Here is an 18,643-nt window from a genome sequence, read left to right on the forward strand (position 1 = left end):
TGGAGCAGGTCGGCGATGCGGGGGCGGGTTCCGTCGGTGCGGGCGAGGCGCTGGTCGGGTGGGATGCGTTTGCCGAGGAGCGGGTGGTCGCCGGGGCCCATGTCGTAGCGGATGCCCAGCCCGCTGATCATTCCGGCGAGGTGCCCGGCCGCGTCCTTGTGGGCGGCGAGCTCGCCGACCACCTCGCGGACCGGGTCCAGATCGTCCTCGCCGAGGTAGAGCATGGACGCCGCCTGGACGTTGCGCATCAGCTGCCGCCCGACCGGGTGGCGCTCGGCGTGGTAGGTGTCGAGCAGGCCGCCGGGTGCCCGGCCGTTGATCGTCGCGGCCAGCTTCCAGCCGAGGTTCACCGCGTCCAGCAGCCCCGCGCTGAGCCCCCACGCGGCCAGCGGCGGTATGGCGTGCGCGGCGTCGCCGGCCAGGAACACCCGGCCGCGCCGGTACTCCTCGGCGAGCCCGGCGGCATTGTCGGAGGCCCACAACCAGAGCGGCCGCGCGTGGTGGACGGACTCCCCGGTGAGCCGCTGCCACGAATCGGCGACCTGGCCGAACGTCAGCGCGCGGGAGTCCGGACGAGGGGGCAGGCTCCTGTCGTGGACGACGATGCGGTAGCGGCCGTCACCCAGGGGAGTGCACAGCACCATGTTGCCGCCCGGAAGGCGTTCGCCGATGGGCCGCGGCCGCAGAGTGACCCCGGCGATCTCCGCCGTGTACATGCCGCGCGTTGCCTCCCAGCCGGGAGCGCGGATGCCGGCGAGCGCGCGTACGGTACTGCGCGGACCGTCGCAGCCGACCAGGTACGCGCCGGTGACCTCCCCGCGGCCCTCCGGTCCGCCGAAGGTCGCCGCGACACCGTCCGGTGTCTCGCGGAAGCCGGTCACCTCGCATCCGCGCCGCACCGGAACGCCCAGTTCGGCCAGCCACTTCCCGAGCATCTCCTCGGTCCTGGCCTGGGACAGGCCGAGCACCCCGCTGTGCTCCTCGTCCAGCATCCCGAGGTCGATCCGGACACCGCCGAAGTGCCCCATCGGGCCCCACCTGAAGTCACCGAGCCGGGAGAGCAGCCCGCGCTGGTCCAGCGATTCGGCGGCCCGCCGGTTGAAGCCGAGCGCGCGGGACTCCCCGGCCGGGCCGGTCAGCCGGTCGAGGACGGTGACGTCCACCCCGGCCAGGCGCAGTTCACCGGCCAGCAGCAAACCGACGGGACCCGCGCCGACGACTATCACGCCATTATTCATTCTCCGGACCCTTCCGCAGGCTGTGGCAGGGGAATTGAATCGTCAAGCTACGCTGCATCGCGTTCAGGTTCAAAATGGCGGAAGAGTGCGCAGTTGAACGTCCTGGAATCATCCGCCATGACGTGGAAGGGTGACCATTTGGCCTGTCATTCCTCCGGCAAAGGAAAGGGGTCTCCGGACGTGCCTGCCGAGAGAATCGCGCTGATCACCGGCGCCAACAAGGGCATTGGATTCGAGATCGCACGGCAGTTGGGCGAACGGGGAGCCGTCGTGCTCGTCGGCGCCAGGGACGAGGTGCGCGGCAAGGCGGCGGCCGACTCGCTGGCGGGCCGCGGCATCACCGCCGTGCCGCTGCGGATCGACGTGACCGACCCGGCCTCCGTCGCCGACGCCGCGTCCTGGATCGAGCGGCGCCACGGCCGCCTGGACGTCCTGGTGAACAACGCCGGCATCGCCGGGGGCTTCGGCGGGGCGCCCAGTGCGGCGACCGCCGGCGACCTGCGGGAGGTGTACGAGACCAACGTCTTCGGCGTCGTGTCCGTCACCAACGCGATGCTGCCGCTGCTGCGCCGGTCGGAGGCCGGGCGGATCGTCAACATGTCCAGCCACGTGGGGTCGCTGACCCTCAACACCGATCCGGGTTCCCCGCTCGCGAACGTCAACATGCTCGCCTACCAGTCCTCGAAGACGGCGCTGAACGCCCTCACGGTGCTGTACGCGAAGGAGCTGAAGGGGACACCGGTCAAGGTCAACCTGGCCAACCCCGGGCCGGTCGCCACGGACATCAACCAGCACCGCGGGCGGCTGACCCCAGCGGAGGGCGCGGTGATCGCGGTCCGGCTGGCGCTGCTCGACGACTCCGGGCCGTCGGGGGCCTGCCTGGCGGAGAACGGGACCGTCCCGTGGTAGCGGAATCGGCACGACCGGGATCAGGCGCGAAGCAGAAAATCGATGACCTCGCCCTTTTCGGCGGGCCCCCGGCATTCGACGAACCGCTCTATGTGGGAAGGCCCAGCACAGGCGACCGGTCGCGTTTCTTCGCACGGCTGGACCGGGCCCTCGACGATATGTGGCTCACCAACGGGACGCTGGTCCGGGAGTTCGAGGATCGCGTGGCGGAGGTGGCCGGGGTGCGCAACTGCGTGGCCACCTGCAACGCGACCACGGCGCTGCAGCTCCTCTACCTGGCCGCGGGGCTCTCCGGCGAGGTCATCATGCCGTCGATGACCTACGTGGCCACCGCGCACGCCGCCCGGATGCTGGGGCTCACGCCGGTGTTCTGCGACATCGACCCCGCGACCGGATGCCTCGACCCGCGGGAGGCGGACGCGGCGGTGACCGCCCGCACCTCGGCTGTGGTCGGCGTCCACCTGTGGGGACGGCCCGCTCCCGTCGGCGAGCTGGAGAAGACGGGCGCCAGGTACGGCCTGCGGGTGCTCTTCGACGCGGCGCACGCGCTGGGCTGCACCCACCGCGGCCGGCGCGTCGGCGGATTCGGGGACGCGGAGGTGTTCAGCTTCCACGCGACGAAGGTGGTGAACAGCTTCGAGGGCGGCGCCGTCGTCACCGATGACGACGGCCTCGCGCAGCACCTCCGGTCGCTGCGCACGTTCGGTTCCGGGCCGGGCGGCCGCATCGAGCGCGCCGGCACCAACGCCAAGATGAGCGAGGCCGCCGCGGCGATGGGGCTGACCTCGCTGGAGGCGTTCGACCAGGTCGTCCGGCACAACCGCGAGAACCACGCGCGCTACCGGTCCGAGTTGCGCGGGGTGGACGGAGTCTCGGTCGTTCCCTTCGACGAGGAGGAGACCTCCAACCACCAGTACGTGATCGCCAAGATCGACGAGGCGGGCGCCGGTCTCCACCGCGACCTGCTGATGCGGGTGCTCAAGGCCGAGAACGTCGTCGCGCAGCGCTACTTCGCACCCGCCTGCCACCAGGTTGAGCCGTACCGCTCGGAGCGCCCCGTCGAGCTGCCGCACACCGAGCGCCTGGCGGAGCAGGTGCTTGCGCTGCCGACCGGGCCCGCGGTCTCCGCGGCGGACGTCCGCCGCATCTGCGAGATCGTGCGGTGCGCGACCGCCGCGGGCCGGCAGGTGACCGACCGCGAGCGGCGCACGGCGAACACCTCGCCCGCGCCCCCGGTTCCGGTGCCCTCCGGGCTCAGGCGGTGATCAGTCTCGCCCTGGCGCGCACCCGGTCGACCAGCTCGGCCTGACGTGTGATCGCCGCGGCGTGCGGAGCGTAGTCCGCGTTCTGGATGACCGACCGGGCGAAGGATTCGGTGATGTTCCGGAACTGGTGGTCCGCCGGAAACGACAGTTCCTCGGTCTGCCCCGCGGACTCGATGCGGATCAGTGGCCGCCGGTCCGGGGGCGGGGTGAATGCCCGGTCCACCGTGAGCCGGGCCCGGTCGCCCCAGAGCGAGTAGCGGGACCGGTAGGCGTGCTCGAATCCGAAGGAGAGCTCGGCCGTCATGCCCGACGGCGTGGCCAGCAGGGCGTGGCCGGCCACGTCGACGCCCCTGGCCGCGTCCATCCGCAGCACCGAGCCGACGACGTCCAGCTCGGGGCCCAGGAATTGGAACGCGGCGCGGATCGGGTAGCCGCCGACGTCCAGCAGCGCGCCACCGCCCAGTTCGGGGCGGTACCGGATGTCCGACGCGTCTCGCGGGGGGATGCCGAAGCGCGCGGTGAACACGCGGAGCGCGCCGATCCGGCCTTCGGCGACGAGGTCGCCGACCCTTCGGTGCTGGCCGTGGTGGAGGAACATGTAGTTCTCCATCAGCCACAGGCCGGCCGTCCTGGCCTGGTTCACCAGGCGCAGAGCGGTGGCGTGGTCGCAGGTGAGGGGCTTCTCCGCGAGCACGTGCTTGCCCGCGGCGAGCGCTCGGCCCGCCCAGTGCGCGTGCAGGCCGGCCGGCAGCGGGATGTACACCGCGTCGACGTCCGCCCGTTCGAGCAGGCCGTCGTACCCGTCGGCCGCGGCGCAGCCGAACCGCCGGGCGACGTCGCGCGCCTTGGCCGGATCGCGGCTCGCGACGGCCGCCAGCTCGATGTTCCCGGCTTCCGTCATCGCCGGCATGACCTTGCGGAGCGCGATGTCCGCGCACCCCAGGACTCCCATACGGACCATGGGTCGCATGCGGATCGTGACCTCCCGGTCTTCGTGTCGCGGGCGCCCTGCGGGGGCTCAGGCCGGACGGCACTCGACGATGTAGCGGCCGGAGGGCGCGTTGCCGGACGCGGTGACCGCCAGGCCCGCCTTCGCCGCGAGGGCGCCGAACTGGTCGAGGTTCCGCGTCCTGCCGCCGGTCAGCATCATGACCATCAGGCCGCCCTTGGGGGGCGCCCCGCCGGGGGAGACGCCGCCGTCCACGACGACGCGGCCGTGCGGAGCCGCCGCTTCGGCGCACCGGGTGAGCAGCGTGGCCGCCTCCTCGTCGGGCCAGTCCAGGAGCAGGCGCGTGAGCAGGTAGACGTCCGCGCCGCGGGGGAGCGGGTCGAAGAAGCTCTGCCCGCTCACGGTGACGCGGTCGCGCACCCCCGCGGACTCGAAGATCTCGCCGGAGCGGGCCACCGTGCGGGGCAGGTCCACGAGTGTGCCGCGCAGGTGGGGATGGGCGCGCAGGGTCTGGGCCAGCATCGCACCGGCTCCGCCGCCGACGTCCACCACGTGGTGGACGTCCGCCCAGTCGTCGCCGACCAGGGCCGCGGGGTCGGGGACGTCGCGGCCGCCATTGCTCATCTGCGCGTCGTAGCTGGCCGCGAGACCGGGTTCGGTGTCCAGGTCCTCCCAGTACGGGCGCCCGTAGACCTCCTGGTAGCTCGGGCGGCCCGTGCGGACCGTGGACAGGAGGCCGCTCCACACGCCGGCGACCCTGCCGCCCCAGCCGTCGAGATCGAGGTTGCCGCGCACCGGGCCGGGATCGACCAGGACGCGAGCCGGCTCGTTGAGCGCGAACTCCCCATCGACGGGCTCCTCGAAGACGCCCTTGCCCACGAGGTGACGCAGCACGCGGGCCAGTGAGTCGGCGTCGCAGTCCGCCTCCCGGGCCAGGTCGTCGATCTTCGTGGTGCCCCGTGCCAGGTGCTCGGCGACGCCCAGGGTCACCGCCACGCGCAGGCACCAGGGGGTCGCCAAGTCGCTCAGCGCCCAGAGATCCACCTTGTCCGACACGTGCTACCTCCTGGCTCGTGCTCCTGGCTCATGGGGCCGCGGGAGCGTCCGCGGACCGGCTCGGATCCGGCGCGCCGGGGACGGGCCGCACCCGCCGCGGAGAACCGCGTGGCGGGTGGGCATCGCCGGAGGCGCCGTGGCCGGCCCGGCGACCGGCAGGCTCCGCCGGGCCGCGTTCGACCGCGCGGGATCGCCGGTTGAACGCGGGCCGGGGCCCGGTGCCGGTTCTTCGCCCGCGTTCCGTGCACGCGGGCCGGATCGCGGCTGCCGCCGCGTGTGGTCGTCGTTACTTGGCGGACACCCAGACGAAGCCGTCCGGGTCGGTGAAGGGGCCGGCCGCGCTGCCGATCTTGATCCGGTGCGATCCGCTGCCCTCGGCGTCGACGCCGGCGACCTTCGCGAGGCCGCGGCGCTTGTAGAGCGAGAGTTTGACGGGACTGGAGGGCGTGGCGAACTCGACGTACTTGCGGCCGTAGCTCTTCGTCACCTCGAAGCCGTGGTCGACGTAGAACTGCTTGCTCGCGGCCACGTCCGCGACTCCCAGCTGGAGCACGGTCTCGTCGATCTCGCGGGCGGCCGGGCCGGAGTCCTTCTTCGACTGGGACGCGACGGTCCAGACGGTCCCGTCCGGGGCCTGGACGACGCCGCCGTAGCCCCAGAGGGACTTCTTGGCCGGCTTCAGCGAGGTGGCGCCTGCCTTGAGAAAGGCGTCGATGACGGCGTCGGCGTTGGCCGGCTGGGACACGATGAGCGACATCGTGAACCCGCGGAAACCGCTCGTCGCCGCGTCCGATGCCTCCAGACGCAGGTATTTGTCCATATCGAGGGCGGATGTGTAGAAACGCTCGGCGGCCGCGGTGTCGGCCACCTCTAGAGTGACGAATTCGACGGAAGCCATGACGACCATGCTAGGTGTGTTCACCGGTCCGTGCTTGTCCAATCCTGATCGGCCGGTTCGATTCCCGCCCGCGGGCCGAGATCATCTCCGCCGGAACCGCTGGTCATGGACGAGATCACGCGACATGGCGGGAGTTGTCCATCTTTCTGGAACCGGGCAGCCGTTCAACAATGCCTAGGCGGCGGCGAGCGCCTCCATCGTGCGCACCATCTCGGCGGGCGCCGGCAGCGCCGCGTTCTCCGCGGCGAGGGCCCGCGCCCGCTCCGAGTACCGGGGCCCGGACAGTATTTCCCGGCAGCCCGCGGCGAACGCCGCGGCCACCTCCTCGTCGGGTCCGTACCGCCCGGGCGGCACCGTCAGCGCGGCGCCGTACCCGGTCAGCGCCTCCGCGATGGCCTTGGTGTGGGTGTTCGGTGGGTAGATCAGCTGCGGTGCCCCCGCGGCCAGGGCCGTCATGGCGGTGGTGGCGCCTCCGTGGTTCACCACGAGATCGCAGGTCGGGGCGACCGCGTCCAGCGGCATCCAGCCGACGCGGACGCCCTCGCCCAGCTCGGCGCGGAACTCCTCGGCGGCCTTCCCGGGCGCCGCGACGAGCACCTCCGCGCCCTCGGCGGCCAGCTCCGCCGTCAGGTGCCGCAGCGCGACGGCGGAGAGCATGCGGAAGTGGCCGCCCGAGGTGATCAGCACGCGCCGGCGCCCCTCGGGACGGGTGTACATCCACCGTTCCAGGCGGCGCTGGGGATTGCTCGGGATCCAGCGCATCGCCCGCCCGTCCGGGGCGTGCGGCGACCGGAGGGACGGCGGGCACGCCTCGACGAACAGCGCCGGATCCGGCAGCCCCGCCAGCCCCAGGTGCCGCAGCTCGGACCGGAGCCCCTCCTCGGCGCCCGGGTCGACGTCCTGCGTCGGGACCCCGAGATACTCGGCATGGCGGACATAGGGGACCTTGAGCCGGGTGGCGAGCAGTCCCGCCGCGTAACTCATCGAGCCGCCGACGACCAGGTCGGGGGGCCAGTCGTCCGCCAGGTCCAGCAGCGGGCCGAGCGCGGCGGTGGCCATCCGGGCGAAGCCCCGGCCCGTGCCCAGCATCTCCTCCCGCAGGTCCTCGGGACCCTGGGCGGCGTGCTTCGCGGGGCCGTTCATCACGAAGTGCCGGGTCGGCTCCGGCATGATCGAGACCGCCGGAAGCTGCGTGGCCGCCGCGAACTCCATGAGCGGCTCGTTGGCGGCCAGGAGGACCTCGTGCCCCGCATTCCGCACGGCCGTGGCGAGAGGTGCGACGGCGTAGACGGTCACCTGACTGCCGACCGGCGTGAACAAGAATTTCATGGCGCCTCGTATGTCTCGGGTGGTGATCTGCTCACATCCATCCGATTATGGGGGCGTTCCCGGTGATCGCCATAAGGGCCTGGCGCTTTCGCCGGTCCCTTTGCTTCCCGCGTTCAACCGCGGATGTCGGCAGTCGAACGGAGGCGACCGGAGCGCACGATAGGGCGCAATATGAAAGGCGCCCGGAAAGAGCCCGGGTCGTTAGCCTGAAACGGCCTGCCGGACCCGCCGTGGTGCTCCACCGGGTACCGGCGCCCGAACCGAGGAGGAACGGTGATGTGCCATGACCGCAGGGCTGCTGCCGAGGCCGCGCTCCGGTGCGGGAACCGCTGAACGGCTGGCCCGGTCCGCGGCGGCCGCGGAGGGCGCCGGGATGGCAACCGGCGACGTGGCCGGCTGGCTGGACGCCCGCAGGCGGGCGTGCGCGGCCCGGGTGCGGCGGATCCCCTTCGCGGAACTCGACGGCTGGTCGTTCGCGGCCGGCACCGGTGACCTGAGACATCGCAGCGGACGGTTCTTCTCCGTCGAGGGACTGCACGTCGTCCGGCCGGACGACGACTGGCAGCAGCCCATCATCGTGCAACCGGAGATCGGCATCCTCGGCATCCTGGCCAAGGAGTTCGGCGGGACGCTCCATTTCCTGATGCAGGCCAAGATGGAGCCCGGAAATCCCAACCTGGTGCAGCTCTCCCCGACCGTGCAGGCCACCCGGAGCAACTACACCAAGGCGCACGGAGGAGCGACGGTCAGGTACCTGGACCACTTCCTCCGCCCGGACCCGGACCGGGTGCTCACCGACGTGCTCCAGTCCGAGCACGGCTCGTGGTTCTACCGGAAGCGCAACCGCAACATGATCGTCGAAGCGGACGGGGACGTGCCGGCCGGCGACGACTTCCGCTGGCTGACCCTCGGGCAGCTCGGCGCGCTGCTCCACGAGGACAACCTGGTGAACATGGACGCGCGCACCGTGCTGGGCAGCGCGCCGATGGCGCATCCCGAGCGCACGGCGCTGTCGCCGGACAGCGGGCTGCTGTCCTGGTTCACCGGGGAACGTGCCCGCCATGACGTCCAGGCCCGCCGCATGCCCCTGCGCGACGTGACCGGATGGCATCGCGACGCGGACTCCGTCCATCGGGCGGACGGGAGGTTCTTCCGGGTGGTCGCGGTCGCGGTGGAGGGCTCCGCCCGCGAGGTCTCCAGCTGGACCCAGCCCCTCTTCGAACCCGTCGGGCGCGGGATCGTCGGCTTCGCGTACCGCACCTTCGGCGGCGTCCCGCACGTCCTGGTGCACGCCCGCGTCGAGGGCGGATTCCTCGACACCGCCGAACTCGGCCCGACCGTGCAGTACGTCCCGGGGAACTACGCCCACCTGCCGCCGGCGGAGCGGCCCCCGTTCCTCGACCTGATGGCCGGCATGCCGCCCGACCGCATCCGCTACTCGGCGGTCCACTCGGAGGAGGGCGGCCGGTTCCGCAACGCCGAGAGCCGCTACCTGATCGCGGAGACCGACGAGTCGACGACCCCCGCCGAGGCCCCGCCCGGCTACCACTGGATCACCCCGGGGCAGCTGAACTGGCTGGCCGGGCACAGCCACTACGTCAACGTGCAGGCCCGGACCCTGCTGGCCGTCCTCAACACGCACGCGGCCGGCGTCGACCACGCGCCCGTGTGATCCGGGCATCGGGGGCATCGCCGGCGGCCTCCCGGCCCGGCCGCAGCCCCGCCGGACGCCGAGGAGGCCCTGTTTGAGCTCCGCCGAGACCCTGAGCTCCGCCAAGACTTCGAGCTCCGCCGAGACGGGCGGCCCGACGGCCCGTGTGCCGCTGCGGCGCATCCTCGGACTGTTCCGCCCGTACCGGTTGAGCCTGCTGTCCGTCGGCGCCCTCGTCGTCGCCTCATCGCTCGTCTCCCTGGTCAACCCGTTCCTGATCCGGGAGGTCGTGGACGTGGCCCTGCCGCAGGGGCGGACGGGCCTGCTGACCGTGCTGGCGCTCGGCATGATCGTCGTGTCGGTCGCCAACAGCGTGTTCGGCGTCCTGCAGAGCTACGTCTCCACCAAGGTCGGCCAGCGCGTCATGCACGACCTGCGCACCGCCGTCTACACGCACCTGCAGCGCATGTCGCTGGCCTTCTTCACCAGGACCCGCACCGGCGAGGTGCAGTCGCGCATCGCCAACGACATCGGCGGCATGCAGGCCACCGTGACGACCACCGCGACCACGCTCGTGTCCAACCTGACCACGGTGATCGCCACGGTCATCGCCATGATCGTCCTCGACTGGCGGCTCGCCATCGCGTCGCTGGCGATGATGCCCTTCTTCGGATGGCTCAGCCGCCGCATCGGGAAGGAGCGCCGCCGCATCACCCGCGACCGGCAGCGCCAGCTCGCGGCGATCTCCTCGATCGTCCAGGAGTCGCTGTCGGTGAGCGGCATCCTGCTCAGCCACACGATGGGCCGCTCCCGGTCGCTGAACGACACCTTCGCGGCCGAGTCCGACAAGGTCGCCGACCTGGAGGTCCGGTCCAGCATGGCGGGGCGCTGGAGCCAGTCGTGGATCCAGATCGTCATGTCCTCCATGCCGGCGCTGACCTACTGGGCGGCCGGGCTGGCCGGACCCGGCTCGGCGATCTCCATCGGCACGGTGGTGGCCTTCACCACCCTGCAGCTGAACCTGTTCCGGCCGATGGTCCAGCTCCTGGACGTCGGAGTCGAGATGCAGGCGTCGCTCGAACTGTTCGACCGCATCTTCGAGTACCTCGACCTGCCGGTCGACATCCCCGAGCCGGACCACCCGATCGCCCCGGCGGCACCGCGCGGAGAGCTCCGGCTGCGGGACGTCTCCTTCTCCTACGCCGGCGCGGACCGGCCCACGCTCAGCGGCATCGACGTGACCGTCCCCGCCGGGCACAGCCTCGCGATCGTCGGCGAGACCGGCGCCGGCAAGACCACGCTCAGCTACCTCATCCCCCGGCTGTACGACCCGACGTCCGGGCGCGTCACGATCGATGGCGTCGACGTGCGGCGGATGTCCTTCGCCACGCTCGCCACCACGGTCGGCGTGGTGTCCCAGGAGATCTACCTGTTCCACGCCACCGTCGCCGAGAACCTGCGGTTCGCCAGGCCCGGCGCGACCGACGAGGAGCTCGTCGCCGCCGCGAAGACCGCGCAGATCCACGACCACATCATGTCGCTGCCGCACGGCTACCAGGCCGTGATCGGTGAGCGCGGCTACCGGCTGTCCGGCGGGGAGAAGCAGCGTCTCGCGATCGCCCGCGCCGTCCTGCGCGACCCGCTCATCCTCGTGCTGGACGAGGCCACCAGCGCCCTCGACACGCACACTGAGCGGGCCGTGCTGGAGGCCATCGAGGCGGTGAGCGCGGGCCGCACCACGATCACGATCGCCCACCGGCTGTCCACGATCCGGGAGGCCGACGAGATCATCGTGCTGGACGCGGGCGAGATCGTCGAGCGCGGCACCCACACCGAGCTGCTCGACCGGCGCGGCCACTACGCGGCGCTGGTCGACCGCGACGTCGACATCTTCGAGCCGGCGGCCCGGACCCCCTGACGGAAACCGACCCGCCCCGCCCCGACCCGACCCGGCCTGGCCTGGCCGGAGCGGCCGAAGGCCGCGACGCCGTTTCCGGTCGTCGCGGCCCGCGCGGTCCCGCCGCGTAGGTCAGCCGGTGAACTCCAGGATCGAGCGTCCCGACTCGGTGGCGATGGTGTCCCGCAGTGAAAGCCGCGCGTCGGCCGCGATCGCGCGGTACTCGTCCAGCGAACGCTCCTGCCCGCCGATGACGGCGAGCATCCGCAGGTCCATGGCGGTGGTCATCGGCGAGTTCCCCTGCTCGGCGACGAGCTGCTCGATGACCAGCACCCGGGCCGAGGGGCCCGCGGCCTCGGCGGCCTCGGCGCAGCGGCGCAGGATCGCCCGCGCATCGTCGTCGTCCCAGTCGTGGAGGACCCGCGACAGGACGTAGACGTCACCGTCGGACGGCAGGGCGGAGAAGAAGCTTCCCGGGTGGAACGCGCAGCGGTCGGCAAGGCCCGCCGCGGCGAGGTCCTGCCGCCCCGTCTCGACGACGGACGGCAGGTCGACGAGTGTCCCCCGCAGGGAGGGGTGCTTGGTGAGCAGGGCGGCCAGGAGCGTGCCCGTTCCGCCTCCGACGTCCACGACGTTGCGCACGTCCGACCAGTCGTAGGCGGTGGTGACCTCGTCCGCGACCAGTGAGACCTGCGCCGCCATCAGCGCGTCGAAGGCCCGGCCGCGCTCGGGATCGGCCTCCAGGTCCGCCCAGAACGTCCGCCCGAACATGTCCTCGTACACGGGCCGCCCGGTGCGCGCGACCTGGAGCATCCCGGACAGGGCCAGGTCGGAACGCCCCAGCCCGCCGTCCATGTCCAGCCAGGGCCGCATGCCCCCGTCGGACCGGTCCGTGAGCAGCAGGCGGGACAGCTCGGTCAGCGCGAACTCCCCCGGTTCCGGCTGCGCGAACACGCCCTTGGCGACGAGGTGCCGCAGCAGCCGTTCCAGGGCGGCCGGATCCGCCCCGCACCGCGCGCCGAGCTCATCGGGGCGCCGTGCACCGGCCTCGATCAGATCCGCCAGCCGCAGCGTGGCGGCGACCCGGATGGCGTACGGCGTTATCAGGTCGGACAGCGCGCGCAGCCTCCGCACGTTCTCCGCGTTCGCTCCGCCGCCCGGAGGACCGCCGCCCGCAGGACCGCCGCCCGCAGGACCGCCGCTTTGTGCAGCACCCATCGTTACTACCTCCCGCCTTTCGGCTGCTGATGTCGCGGGTCACGCACCGCGCTCCGCGGCGGTGTCGAGGTGGGTGAGGACCTGCTGGGCGGCCTTGCGCCCGGTGTTCATGCATTGGCCGATGCCGACCCCCTCGTAGGCGGCGCCGCAGACCGCGAGGCCGGGTTGGGCGGCGAGCCGGCCACGGATCTGCTTGGACCGGGCGGGATGGCCGACGGTGTACTGGGGCAGCGCCCGGTCCCACCGGCTCACCCGGCTCGCCACCGGCTCACCGGCCGCCCCGGTGGCCTCGGCGAGCTCGCCGGCCGCCAGCGCGGCGAGGTCGGCGTCGTCGCGCTCCAGCAGGTCCCGCGCGTCGACACCACCGGCCTGGCACCGCACGATCTCCACGTCGCCGGCCATGTGCCGCCACTTCACGGACGAGAACGTGACCGACCGGACCGTCCGCCCGTCGATCGCCGGCACCCGGTAGCCGGCGAGCCCGCCCTCGGCCGGCCCGCCGCGGAACGTCCCGCGCGGGTAGGCCAGCGTGATCATCACCGCGCTCGCGTACGGGATCTCCGCCAGCCCGGTGCAGGCCGTGCCGGTATCGGGGAGCCCGGCCAGCAGGCTGCCGGCGGGGCCCGCCGGGACCGCGAGGATGACCGCGTCGGCCGCGATGTCCTCCCGGCCGGAGGCCGCGTCCACCTTCAGTCGCCAGCCGTGCCCGTCCCGCGCCAGGTCGGTCACCCTGGTCCCGGTCCGCAACGCGGCTCCGGGGGAGGAGGCGAGCACGGCGTCGGCCATCGCGCCGGGCAGCGCGCCCATCCCGCCGACGAGCGTGCCCAGCCCGCTGTGCAGCTCGGGCACGCCCGAACCCGGCTTGGGGACCAGCATGCCCGCCGCGTCGGCCAGCGACGTGCGCTTGCGCGACGCCATCGCCAGCGGCGGCAACGTGGCCTCGAACGACAGTTCCGCCGCGCGGCCGGCGCACATCTCGTGCACGAACGGATCGACCAGCCGGTCCACGACCTCCTGGCCGAACCGCGCCGCGACGTACTCGCCCAGCGACACGTCCCCGTTCCGGGGCGTCTCGGGGAGCTCACGGTCCTCCTTCGCCCGGGCGACCCCCTCGTCGGACAGCACGCCCGACCGGGCCAGCGCGTCCAGGTCCGAGGGCACGCTCATGAAGTGACCGTCGGGCAGCGGCCACATCCCGCCCCGGGTCCATGTCGCCACGGCGGCGTTGTCGGCCGACACGAGCCGGTCGCCCAGTGACGTCTGGCCGATCAGCCACTCGGTCTTGGGACGCCACACCGCCTCGGCGCCCTCGTCCACCGCGACACCCGCGACCTCCGAGACGGCCAGCTGCCCGCCCAGCCGGGACGACTCCTCGCAGAGCGTCAACCGCACCGGCTCGTCGCGCAGCAGGAACGCCGCGGACAGCCCCGCGATCCCACCGCCGACGATCACGACATGCGGCACGCCGGACGTCCCGTCCCGGGCGGAACGCCGCCCGACGCCCATTTCCTGGTTCACCATCACGCACACTCCCTCGACTTGCTTGGAAACCGCGTCACCACACGGTGGCACCACCGCCCATAACACCGGTCGAGCGCCGGTGGACAAGGGCTTCTCGCCTTAAAGGTCCGGCGTCGTTCTCAGGGGTTCAGCACCCATGCGGAATTGTGTTGAGTGAAACCGATGTGCGGGTAGTAGTCCGCCGCGGCGGGCGCAGACAGGAGCACGATCTTGGCCTGCGGCGCCTCTTTCCGCGTCGCCTCGATGAGGGCCCTCCCGATACCGGATCTCTGGTGCGCACGGCGTACCGCGATATCGGAGAGGTAGGTCACGTAGGAGAAGTCGGAGATGCTCCGCGCGATGCCGATGAGCACCCCGTTGATACGGCAGGTGACGACGAGGTCGGCGTTCCGCACCATCGCCGCCATGCGCTCGGTCTCCGCTATCGGCCGGCGCTCGCCCAGTCCGGAGGACCGGTAGACCTCCAGGACGTCGTCCAGGTCCAGTTCGACGCCGTTCTCACGCTTGATGTCCCATGTCACGGAGGATTTCCAATCGTTTGAGGATCACGTCGTGGTGGACCAGGAAACGCTCCGGCTCCAGCGGCCCGATATCGATTCCCTGGGCGCGGAGCCGGGCGTCGAGCGTCTCGCCGGAGTCGATCGCGCCGTTCGCGGCCGTCTGGACCGCCCGGTAGGCGTGCTCTCGCTCGGTGCCGTCCGCCAGCAGGTCGGCCAGCACCGCCGAGCTGTACGCCAGGCCGCCGGTCTGGTCGATCGCGCCGCGCATCCGGTCCGGGAACACGTCGAGGGCCTCCACCAGGTCCGCGGCCGAGGTGGTCTGGTAGTGGGCGACGATCATCGCGTCCGGCAGGACGACCCGCTCCACCGACGAGTGGGACAGGTCCCGCTCGTGCCAGAGCGCGACGTTCTCCAGCATCGTGCCCGCGTACCCGCGGAGCAGCCGGGCCAGCCCGACCAGGCGCTCGCTGCCCGTCGGGTTGCGCTTGTGCGGCATGGCGCTCGACCCCTGGTAGCCGGACGTCCGGCTCTCCTCCACCTCCCGGACCTCGCTGCGCGAGAGCAGCCGCACCTCGGTGGCGATCTGCTCGATGCAGGCGCCGAGCGTCGCCGCCGCCTGCACGAGCTGCGCATGCCGGTCGCGGGCGACGACCTGGCTGGGCGCGGGCTCCGCGCCGAGGCCGAGTTCCCCGCACACGTACTTCTCGACGAAGGGGTCGATCAGCGCGTAGGTCCCGACCGACCCCGAGATCGTGCCCACCGCGACCGCGTCCCGCGCGGCCTCCAGGCGCCGCATCGCCCGGTCGGTCGCGAAGGCGAACCCGGCGAGCTTGTGGCCGAACGTCGTGGGCTCCGCGTGCATCCCGTGGGTGCGCCCGATGCACACCGTGTCCCAGTGCTCGGCCGCCTTCTCCGCCAGGACGCCGCGGAGCCGTGCCACCGCGCGGAGCAGCAGGTCGCAGGCACGGGCGAGGTTGTACCCGAGCGCCGTGTCCACGAGGTCGTAGCTCGTCATGCCGAGGTGCACCCACCGGGCGGAGTCGTCGGGGATGTCCTCGCAGAAGGCCGTGAGGAAGGAGAGGATCTCGTGGTCGCGCTCGCGCTCGATCTCCGCCACGCGCTCCGCGGACGGCACCCGGGCGTTCCGGATGTCCGCCAGCGCCTCCGGCGGGACCCGCCCGAGCAGTGTCTGCGCCTGGGACGCCAGGAGTTCCACCTTGACCCAGGTCGCGTAGCGGGCCTGATCCGACCAGATCTCCGCCATCTCGGGCAGTGAATAGCGGGATATCATGTCCGTCGTCCTTCCGCGGGCCGTAACCGGCAGCCGCAGGATAGTAATTGCCGCGGCGCGATGTATAGCGGCTTCAGCGTCCTGACCGGATTCTCCGCGAACGCCTTTGTTCAGCCGCTGATTTTCCGCAGTTGAACGCTCCGCGCCCGGCCGTGAACGAATTTTTCTCCGAGCTTGCTCCCTAGGGCGGCGGCCCCGGCGATCCACCACTTGCACGAGCTTTGTCCCGTGCCATGTAGTGGTCATGTGTCAGTTTCAACGGCCAGCAGAAATCACCGGCGGATCTGCCGCGGCATTCCTGAGACGAGGGAGCTGTTCCTGCGGGGTCATGCCACGGTCGCCGAACACGTGCGGACCGTGCTCGACGCCATCCGCGAAACGGACGGGGAGCTCGGTGCGTTCGTCGCGGTCGCGGGCGACGGTGCGCTGCGGGAGGCCGAGGCGGCCGACCGGCTCGTCTCGGAGTTCGGCGCGGCCGCCTTCCGCGACCGGCCGCTGCTCGGCGTCACGGTGTCGGTGAAGGACCTCATCCAGACGCGGGACCTGCCGACCCGGAGGGGCTCGCTGCTGCCGAACCGCCGCCCCGCCGCGGACGCCCCCGCCGTCGCCCGCCTCCGCGCGGCGGGGGCGATCGTGGTGGGGAAGACCGCCACGTCGGAGTTCGGCTGGAGCGCGAGCACGGTGGGCAGGCTCGCCGGCCCCACCCGCAACCCCTGGAACCGCGGCAGGTCGGCCGGGGGCTCCAGCGGCGGGTCCGCCGCCGCGGTGTCGGCGGGGCTGTGCACCGCGTCCGTCGGCACCGACGGGGCGGGATCGGTCCGCATTCCCGCGGCGTTCTGCGGCGTGGTCGGGTTCAAGCCGTCCTTCGGCCGGATTCCCTACGTGCCGCCCTGCCCCGAGCGGCTGGCGCACGTCGGGCCGCTCGGGCGGACCGTCGCCGATGTCGCCGCGCTCACGTCGGTGCTGGCCGGTCCCGACCACCGCGACCCGGACTCGGTGACCGGCCCGCCCACGCTCGCGACACCGCCCGTCCCGCTGCGGATCGGCTGGATCGAGTTCCCCGGGACGTCCGGCGAGGTCCGCCGGGTCACCGAGGACGTTCTGCCGGTGCTGACCGGGCAGGGGCATCACGTCGACCGCATCGAGGTCCCCTTCCCCGACCCGTACGCGGCCCTGGTGGACCTCCTCGCGGTCTCCGAGGCGAGCGGCACCGCGCCGGAGGACGAGGCGTGGTGCGACGAGGGCCGGGCCGCGCTCGTGCGGTACGGACGCTCCCTGAGCGGCACGGCGGTCATGCGCGCCGAGGAGACGCGGATGGCCCTGCGGGCGACGCTGGGCTCGGTGATGGCGGACTACGACCTCCTGGCCATGGCGACCGTCCCCACCGAGCCGTTCGCCGCCGACGCGATCGCCCCGTCCTGGGCCGCCGACCCGGACGACCTGCTCTGGCTGGCGTGGTCGCCCGCCACCTACCCCTTCAACATCACCGGCCAGCCGGCGCTGACCCTGCCCGCCGGCGTCACGTCCGGCGGGCTCCCGGCCGGGCTCCAGCTCGTGGGCCGGGTCGGCGACGACGACCTGGTGCTCTCGGCCGCCGCCCTCGTCGAGGCGGAACTCGGCCTCGCGATCGCGCCCGCCCCGGAAACGAAAGAGGAATGATCATGATGTCCAGGCCATGGTCCCGGCACGGCGAGGAGGGCGGCGTCGGGTCCCCGGCGTTCGTGGCCGAGTTCGGGCTCTGGGACGACCGCCAGGCCGCCGCTGCCGAGCGGGTCGAGGTGCAGCTGGACGAGGTCGATCTCGTCCGGGTCGCGTTCTGCGACCCGCACGGGCTCGCCCGGTCGAAGACCGTGCCCGCGAACGTCTTCCGCGCCGTGCTGCGCAACGGCATGGACTTCAGCGCCGGGCCGCTGATCTTCGACACCGGCCATGCCGTCGCCGTCGACTTCCTCGCCGAGACCGGGGTGGGGGTCGGCGAGCTGCTCGGCGCGGGCGACTTCGTGCTCGTCCCGGATCCGCGCACGTTCCAGGTGCTGCCCGGGACCGAGCCGAGGACCGCCTGGGTGCTCGGGAACGAGTACCTGCGCGACGGCTCGCCGCACCCGCTCGCCTCCCGCGACGTCCTGCGCCGAGTCTGCGCCCAGTACGCCAAGCACGACCTGGCCCCGGTCATCGGCCTGGAGGTCGAGTGGTACCTCACCCGGCTGACCGGCGGGCCGCCAGGCAACGCGGGGAACGGCTTCGGCCGGCAGGGGCCCGCCCCGGCGGTGGAGGCCGTGAACCCCGGCTACCAGTTCAACCTGGACGGCTACTACGACTCGGTGGCGGACGTCGCGGACCCGCTGGCCGCGATGCTCGTCGCGCTCGGCCTCCCGCTGCGCTCGATGGAGCACGAGTCAGGCCCGGGGCAGCTCGAAACCACCTTCGGCCCGATGCTGGCCCTGGACGCGGCGGACGCGATGCTGCTCTTCCGTACCCAGGTCAAGCGGTTCTGCAGGCGACGCGGCATGCACGCGTCCTTCATGACGCTGCCGCGCCTGGACGGCTTCGACTCCAGCGGCTGGCATCTGCACCAGTCCGTCACGAGCACCAAGACCGGCCGCAACGTGTTCGCGGCCGACGGCAACGCGCTCGACGTGATGTCGCCCGAGGGGGAGTCCTACGTCGCGGGCCTGCTGTCGCATGCCCGCGAGCTGTGCCTGCCCAGCGTCCCGACCGTGAACGGCTACCGGCGGCTGGGACCGGAGTTCTCGCTCTCCCCGACCTCGGTCGACTGGCGCTTCGAGGACCGCACCGCGATGGTGCGGGTGCTCAGCGGCGGTAGCGCGACGCACGTCGAGAACCGCGTCGGGGAGTCGTGCGCGAACCCGTACCTGTCCATCGCGGCCCAGCTCCACGCGGGCCTGGAAGGGCTGACCGCC

The 18,643-nt window shown here is 72.3% G+C and carries 15 protein-coding genes; 6 read left to right on the plus strand and 9 right to left on the minus strand.

The genetic code is table 11. The features are described 5' to 3' along the window. Nucleotides 1-1,238, minus strand: a 1,238-nt coding sequence (locus E1289_RS28565; RefSeq protein ID WP_131985616.1) for an FAD-dependent monooxygenase, incomplete at its 3' end; no start/stop codon positions are given. A 180-nt stretch (nt 1,239-1,418) separates the two neighbouring features. Here E1289_RS28565 and E1289_RS28570 point away from each other — a divergent pair. Then, on the plus strand, nt 1,419-2,147 hold the full coding sequence (locus E1289_RS28570) for an SDR family oxidoreductase (RefSeq protein ID WP_243713212.1): 729 nt from the start codon (nt 1,419-1,421) through the stop codon (nt 2,145-2,147). Nucleotides 2,148-2,239: 92 nt separating this feature from the next. Further along, on the plus strand, nt 2,240-3,412 hold the full coding sequence (locus tag E1289_RS28575; RefSeq protein WP_279488000.1) for a DegT/DnrJ/EryC1/StrS family aminotransferase: 1,173 nt from the start codon (nt 2,240-2,242) through the stop codon (nt 3,410-3,412). Here the strand turns inward: E1289_RS28575 and E1289_RS28580 are convergent. The 4 genes from E1289_RS28580 to E1289_RS28595 form a co-directional block, all read right to left on the minus strand. Next, nucleotides 3,402-4,373, minus strand: a complete 972-nt coding sequence (locus E1289_RS28580; protein ID WP_207929195.1) for a Gfo/Idh/MocA family oxidoreductase — start codon at nt 4,371-4,373, stop codon at nt 3,402-3,404. The two genes, E1289_RS28575 and E1289_RS28580, sit on opposite strands and share 11 nt — an antisense overlap. Before the next feature lie 57 nt (nt 4,374-4,430). Continuing rightward, nucleotides 4,431-5,417: a methyltransferase gene (locus E1289_RS28585; protein ID WP_207929197.1), complete on the minus strand. Its 987-nt coding sequence runs from the start codon at nt 5,415-5,417 to the stop codon at nt 4,431-4,433. Between the two features lie 286 nt (nt 5,418-5,703). Further along, a complete protein-coding gene (locus E1289_RS28590; protein WP_131985622.1) occupies nt 5,704-6,315 on the minus strand; it encodes a glyoxalase in 612 nt (203 codons plus the stop codon). A gap of 174 nt (nt 6,316-6,489) precedes the next feature. Beyond that, nucleotides 6,490-7,644 carry a nucleotide disphospho-sugar-binding domain-containing protein gene (locus E1289_RS28595; protein ID WP_131985624.1) on the minus strand — a complete coding sequence of 385 codons (1,155 nt, stop codon included), beginning with the start codon at nt 7,642-7,644 and terminating at the stop codon, nt 6,490-6,492. Between the two features lie 283 nt (nt 7,645-7,927). Here E1289_RS28595 and E1289_RS28600 point away from each other — a divergent pair, with 283 nt between their 5' ends. Both E1289_RS28600 and E1289_RS28605 read left to right on the plus strand, forming a co-directional pair. Continuing rightward, on the plus strand, nt 7,928-9,316 hold the full coding sequence (locus E1289_RS28600) for an NDP-hexose 2,3-dehydratase family protein (RefSeq protein ID WP_131985626.1): 1,389 nt from the start codon (nt 7,928-7,930) through the stop codon (nt 9,314-9,316). Nucleotides 9,317-9,389: 73 nt separating this feature from the next. Next, the gene (locus E1289_RS28605) at nt 9,390-11,213 is read left to right on the plus strand and encodes an ABC transporter ATP-binding protein (RefSeq protein ID WP_279488002.1); all 1,824 of its coding nucleotides are present in this window, start codon (nt 9,390-9,392) and stop codon (nt 11,211-11,213) included. A 111-nt stretch (nt 11,214-11,324) separates the two neighbouring features. On the opposite strand, the gene E1289_RS28610 is transcribed toward E1289_RS28605, so the two are convergent. From E1289_RS28610 to purB, 4 genes are all read right to left on the minus strand, one after another. Further along, complete coding sequence (locus tag E1289_RS28610; RefSeq protein ID WP_165970646.1) at nt 11,325-12,410, minus strand: methyltransferase; 1,086 nt, start codon at nt 12,408-12,410, stop codon at nt 11,325-11,327. 39 nt (nt 12,411-12,449) lie between these two features. Then, complete coding sequence (hemG, locus tag E1289_RS28615; protein ID WP_207929202.1) at nt 12,450-13,931, minus strand: protoporphyrinogen oxidase; 1,482 nt, start codon at nt 13,929-13,931, stop codon at nt 12,450-12,452. A 119-nt stretch (nt 13,932-14,050) separates the two neighbouring features. Next, nucleotides 14,051-14,452: a GNAT family N-acetyltransferase gene (locus E1289_RS28620; RefSeq protein ID WP_131985630.1), complete on the minus strand. Its 402-nt coding sequence runs from the start codon at nt 14,450-14,452 to the stop codon at nt 14,051-14,053. Then, nucleotides 14,430-15,722, minus strand: a complete 1,293-nt coding sequence (purB, locus tag E1289_RS28625; protein ID WP_131985632.1) for an adenylosuccinate lyase — start codon at nt 15,720-15,722, stop codon at nt 14,430-14,432. The genes E1289_RS28620 and purB overlap by 23 nt, the downstream gene beginning before the upstream one ends. Before the next feature lie 246 nt (nt 15,723-15,968). Between purB and E1289_RS28630 the strand changes: the two genes are divergently transcribed. Together E1289_RS28630 and E1289_RS28635 are read left to right on the plus strand one after the other, a co-directional pair. Further along, nucleotides 15,969-17,381, plus strand: coding sequence for an amidase family protein (locus tag E1289_RS28630; RefSeq protein ID WP_207929203.1), 1,413 nt, complete (start codon nt 15,969-15,971; stop codon nt 17,379-17,381). 2 nt (nt 17,382-17,383) lie between these two features. Further along, a partial coding sequence (locus E1289_RS28635; protein WP_207929205.1) for a glutamine synthetase family protein occupies nt 17,384-18,643 on the plus strand: 1,260 nt, incomplete at its 3' end.

It is taken from the genome of Actinomadura sp. 6K520, assembly GCF_004349245.1.
GTDB lineage: Bacteria > Actinomycetota > Actinomycetes > Streptosporangiales > Streptosporangiaceae > Spirillospora.

Excerpts from the sequence above, each read along its gene's own strand:
- E1289_RS28610 (WP_165970646.1), bottom strand. The coding sequence starts at position 12,410 with ATGGGTGCTGCACAAAGCGGCGGTCCTGCGGGCGGCGGTCCTGCGGGC.
- E1289_RS28600 (WP_131985626.1), top strand. The coding sequence starts at position 7,928 with ATGACCGCAGGGCTGCTGCCGAGGCCGCGCTCCGGTGCGGGAACCGCT.
- purB (WP_131985632.1), bottom strand. The coding sequence starts at position 15,722 with ATGATATCCCGCTATTCACTGCCCGAGATGGCGGAGATCTGGTCGGAT.
- E1289_RS28590 (WP_131985622.1), bottom strand. The coding sequence starts at position 6,315 with ATGGCTTCCGTCGAATTCGTCACTCTAGAGGTGGCCGACACCGCGGCC.
- E1289_RS28595 (WP_131985624.1), bottom strand. The coding sequence starts at position 7,644 with ATGAAATTCTTGTTCACGCCGGTCGGCAGTCAGGTGACCGTCTACGCC.
- hemG (WP_207929202.1), bottom strand. The coding sequence starts at position 13,931 with ATGGTGAACCAGGAAATGGGCGTCGGGCGGCGTTCCGCCCGGGACGGG.
- E1289_RS28580 (WP_207929195.1), bottom strand. The coding sequence starts at position 4,373 with ATGGTCCGTATGGGAGTCCTGGGGTGCGCGGACATCGCGCTCCGCAAG.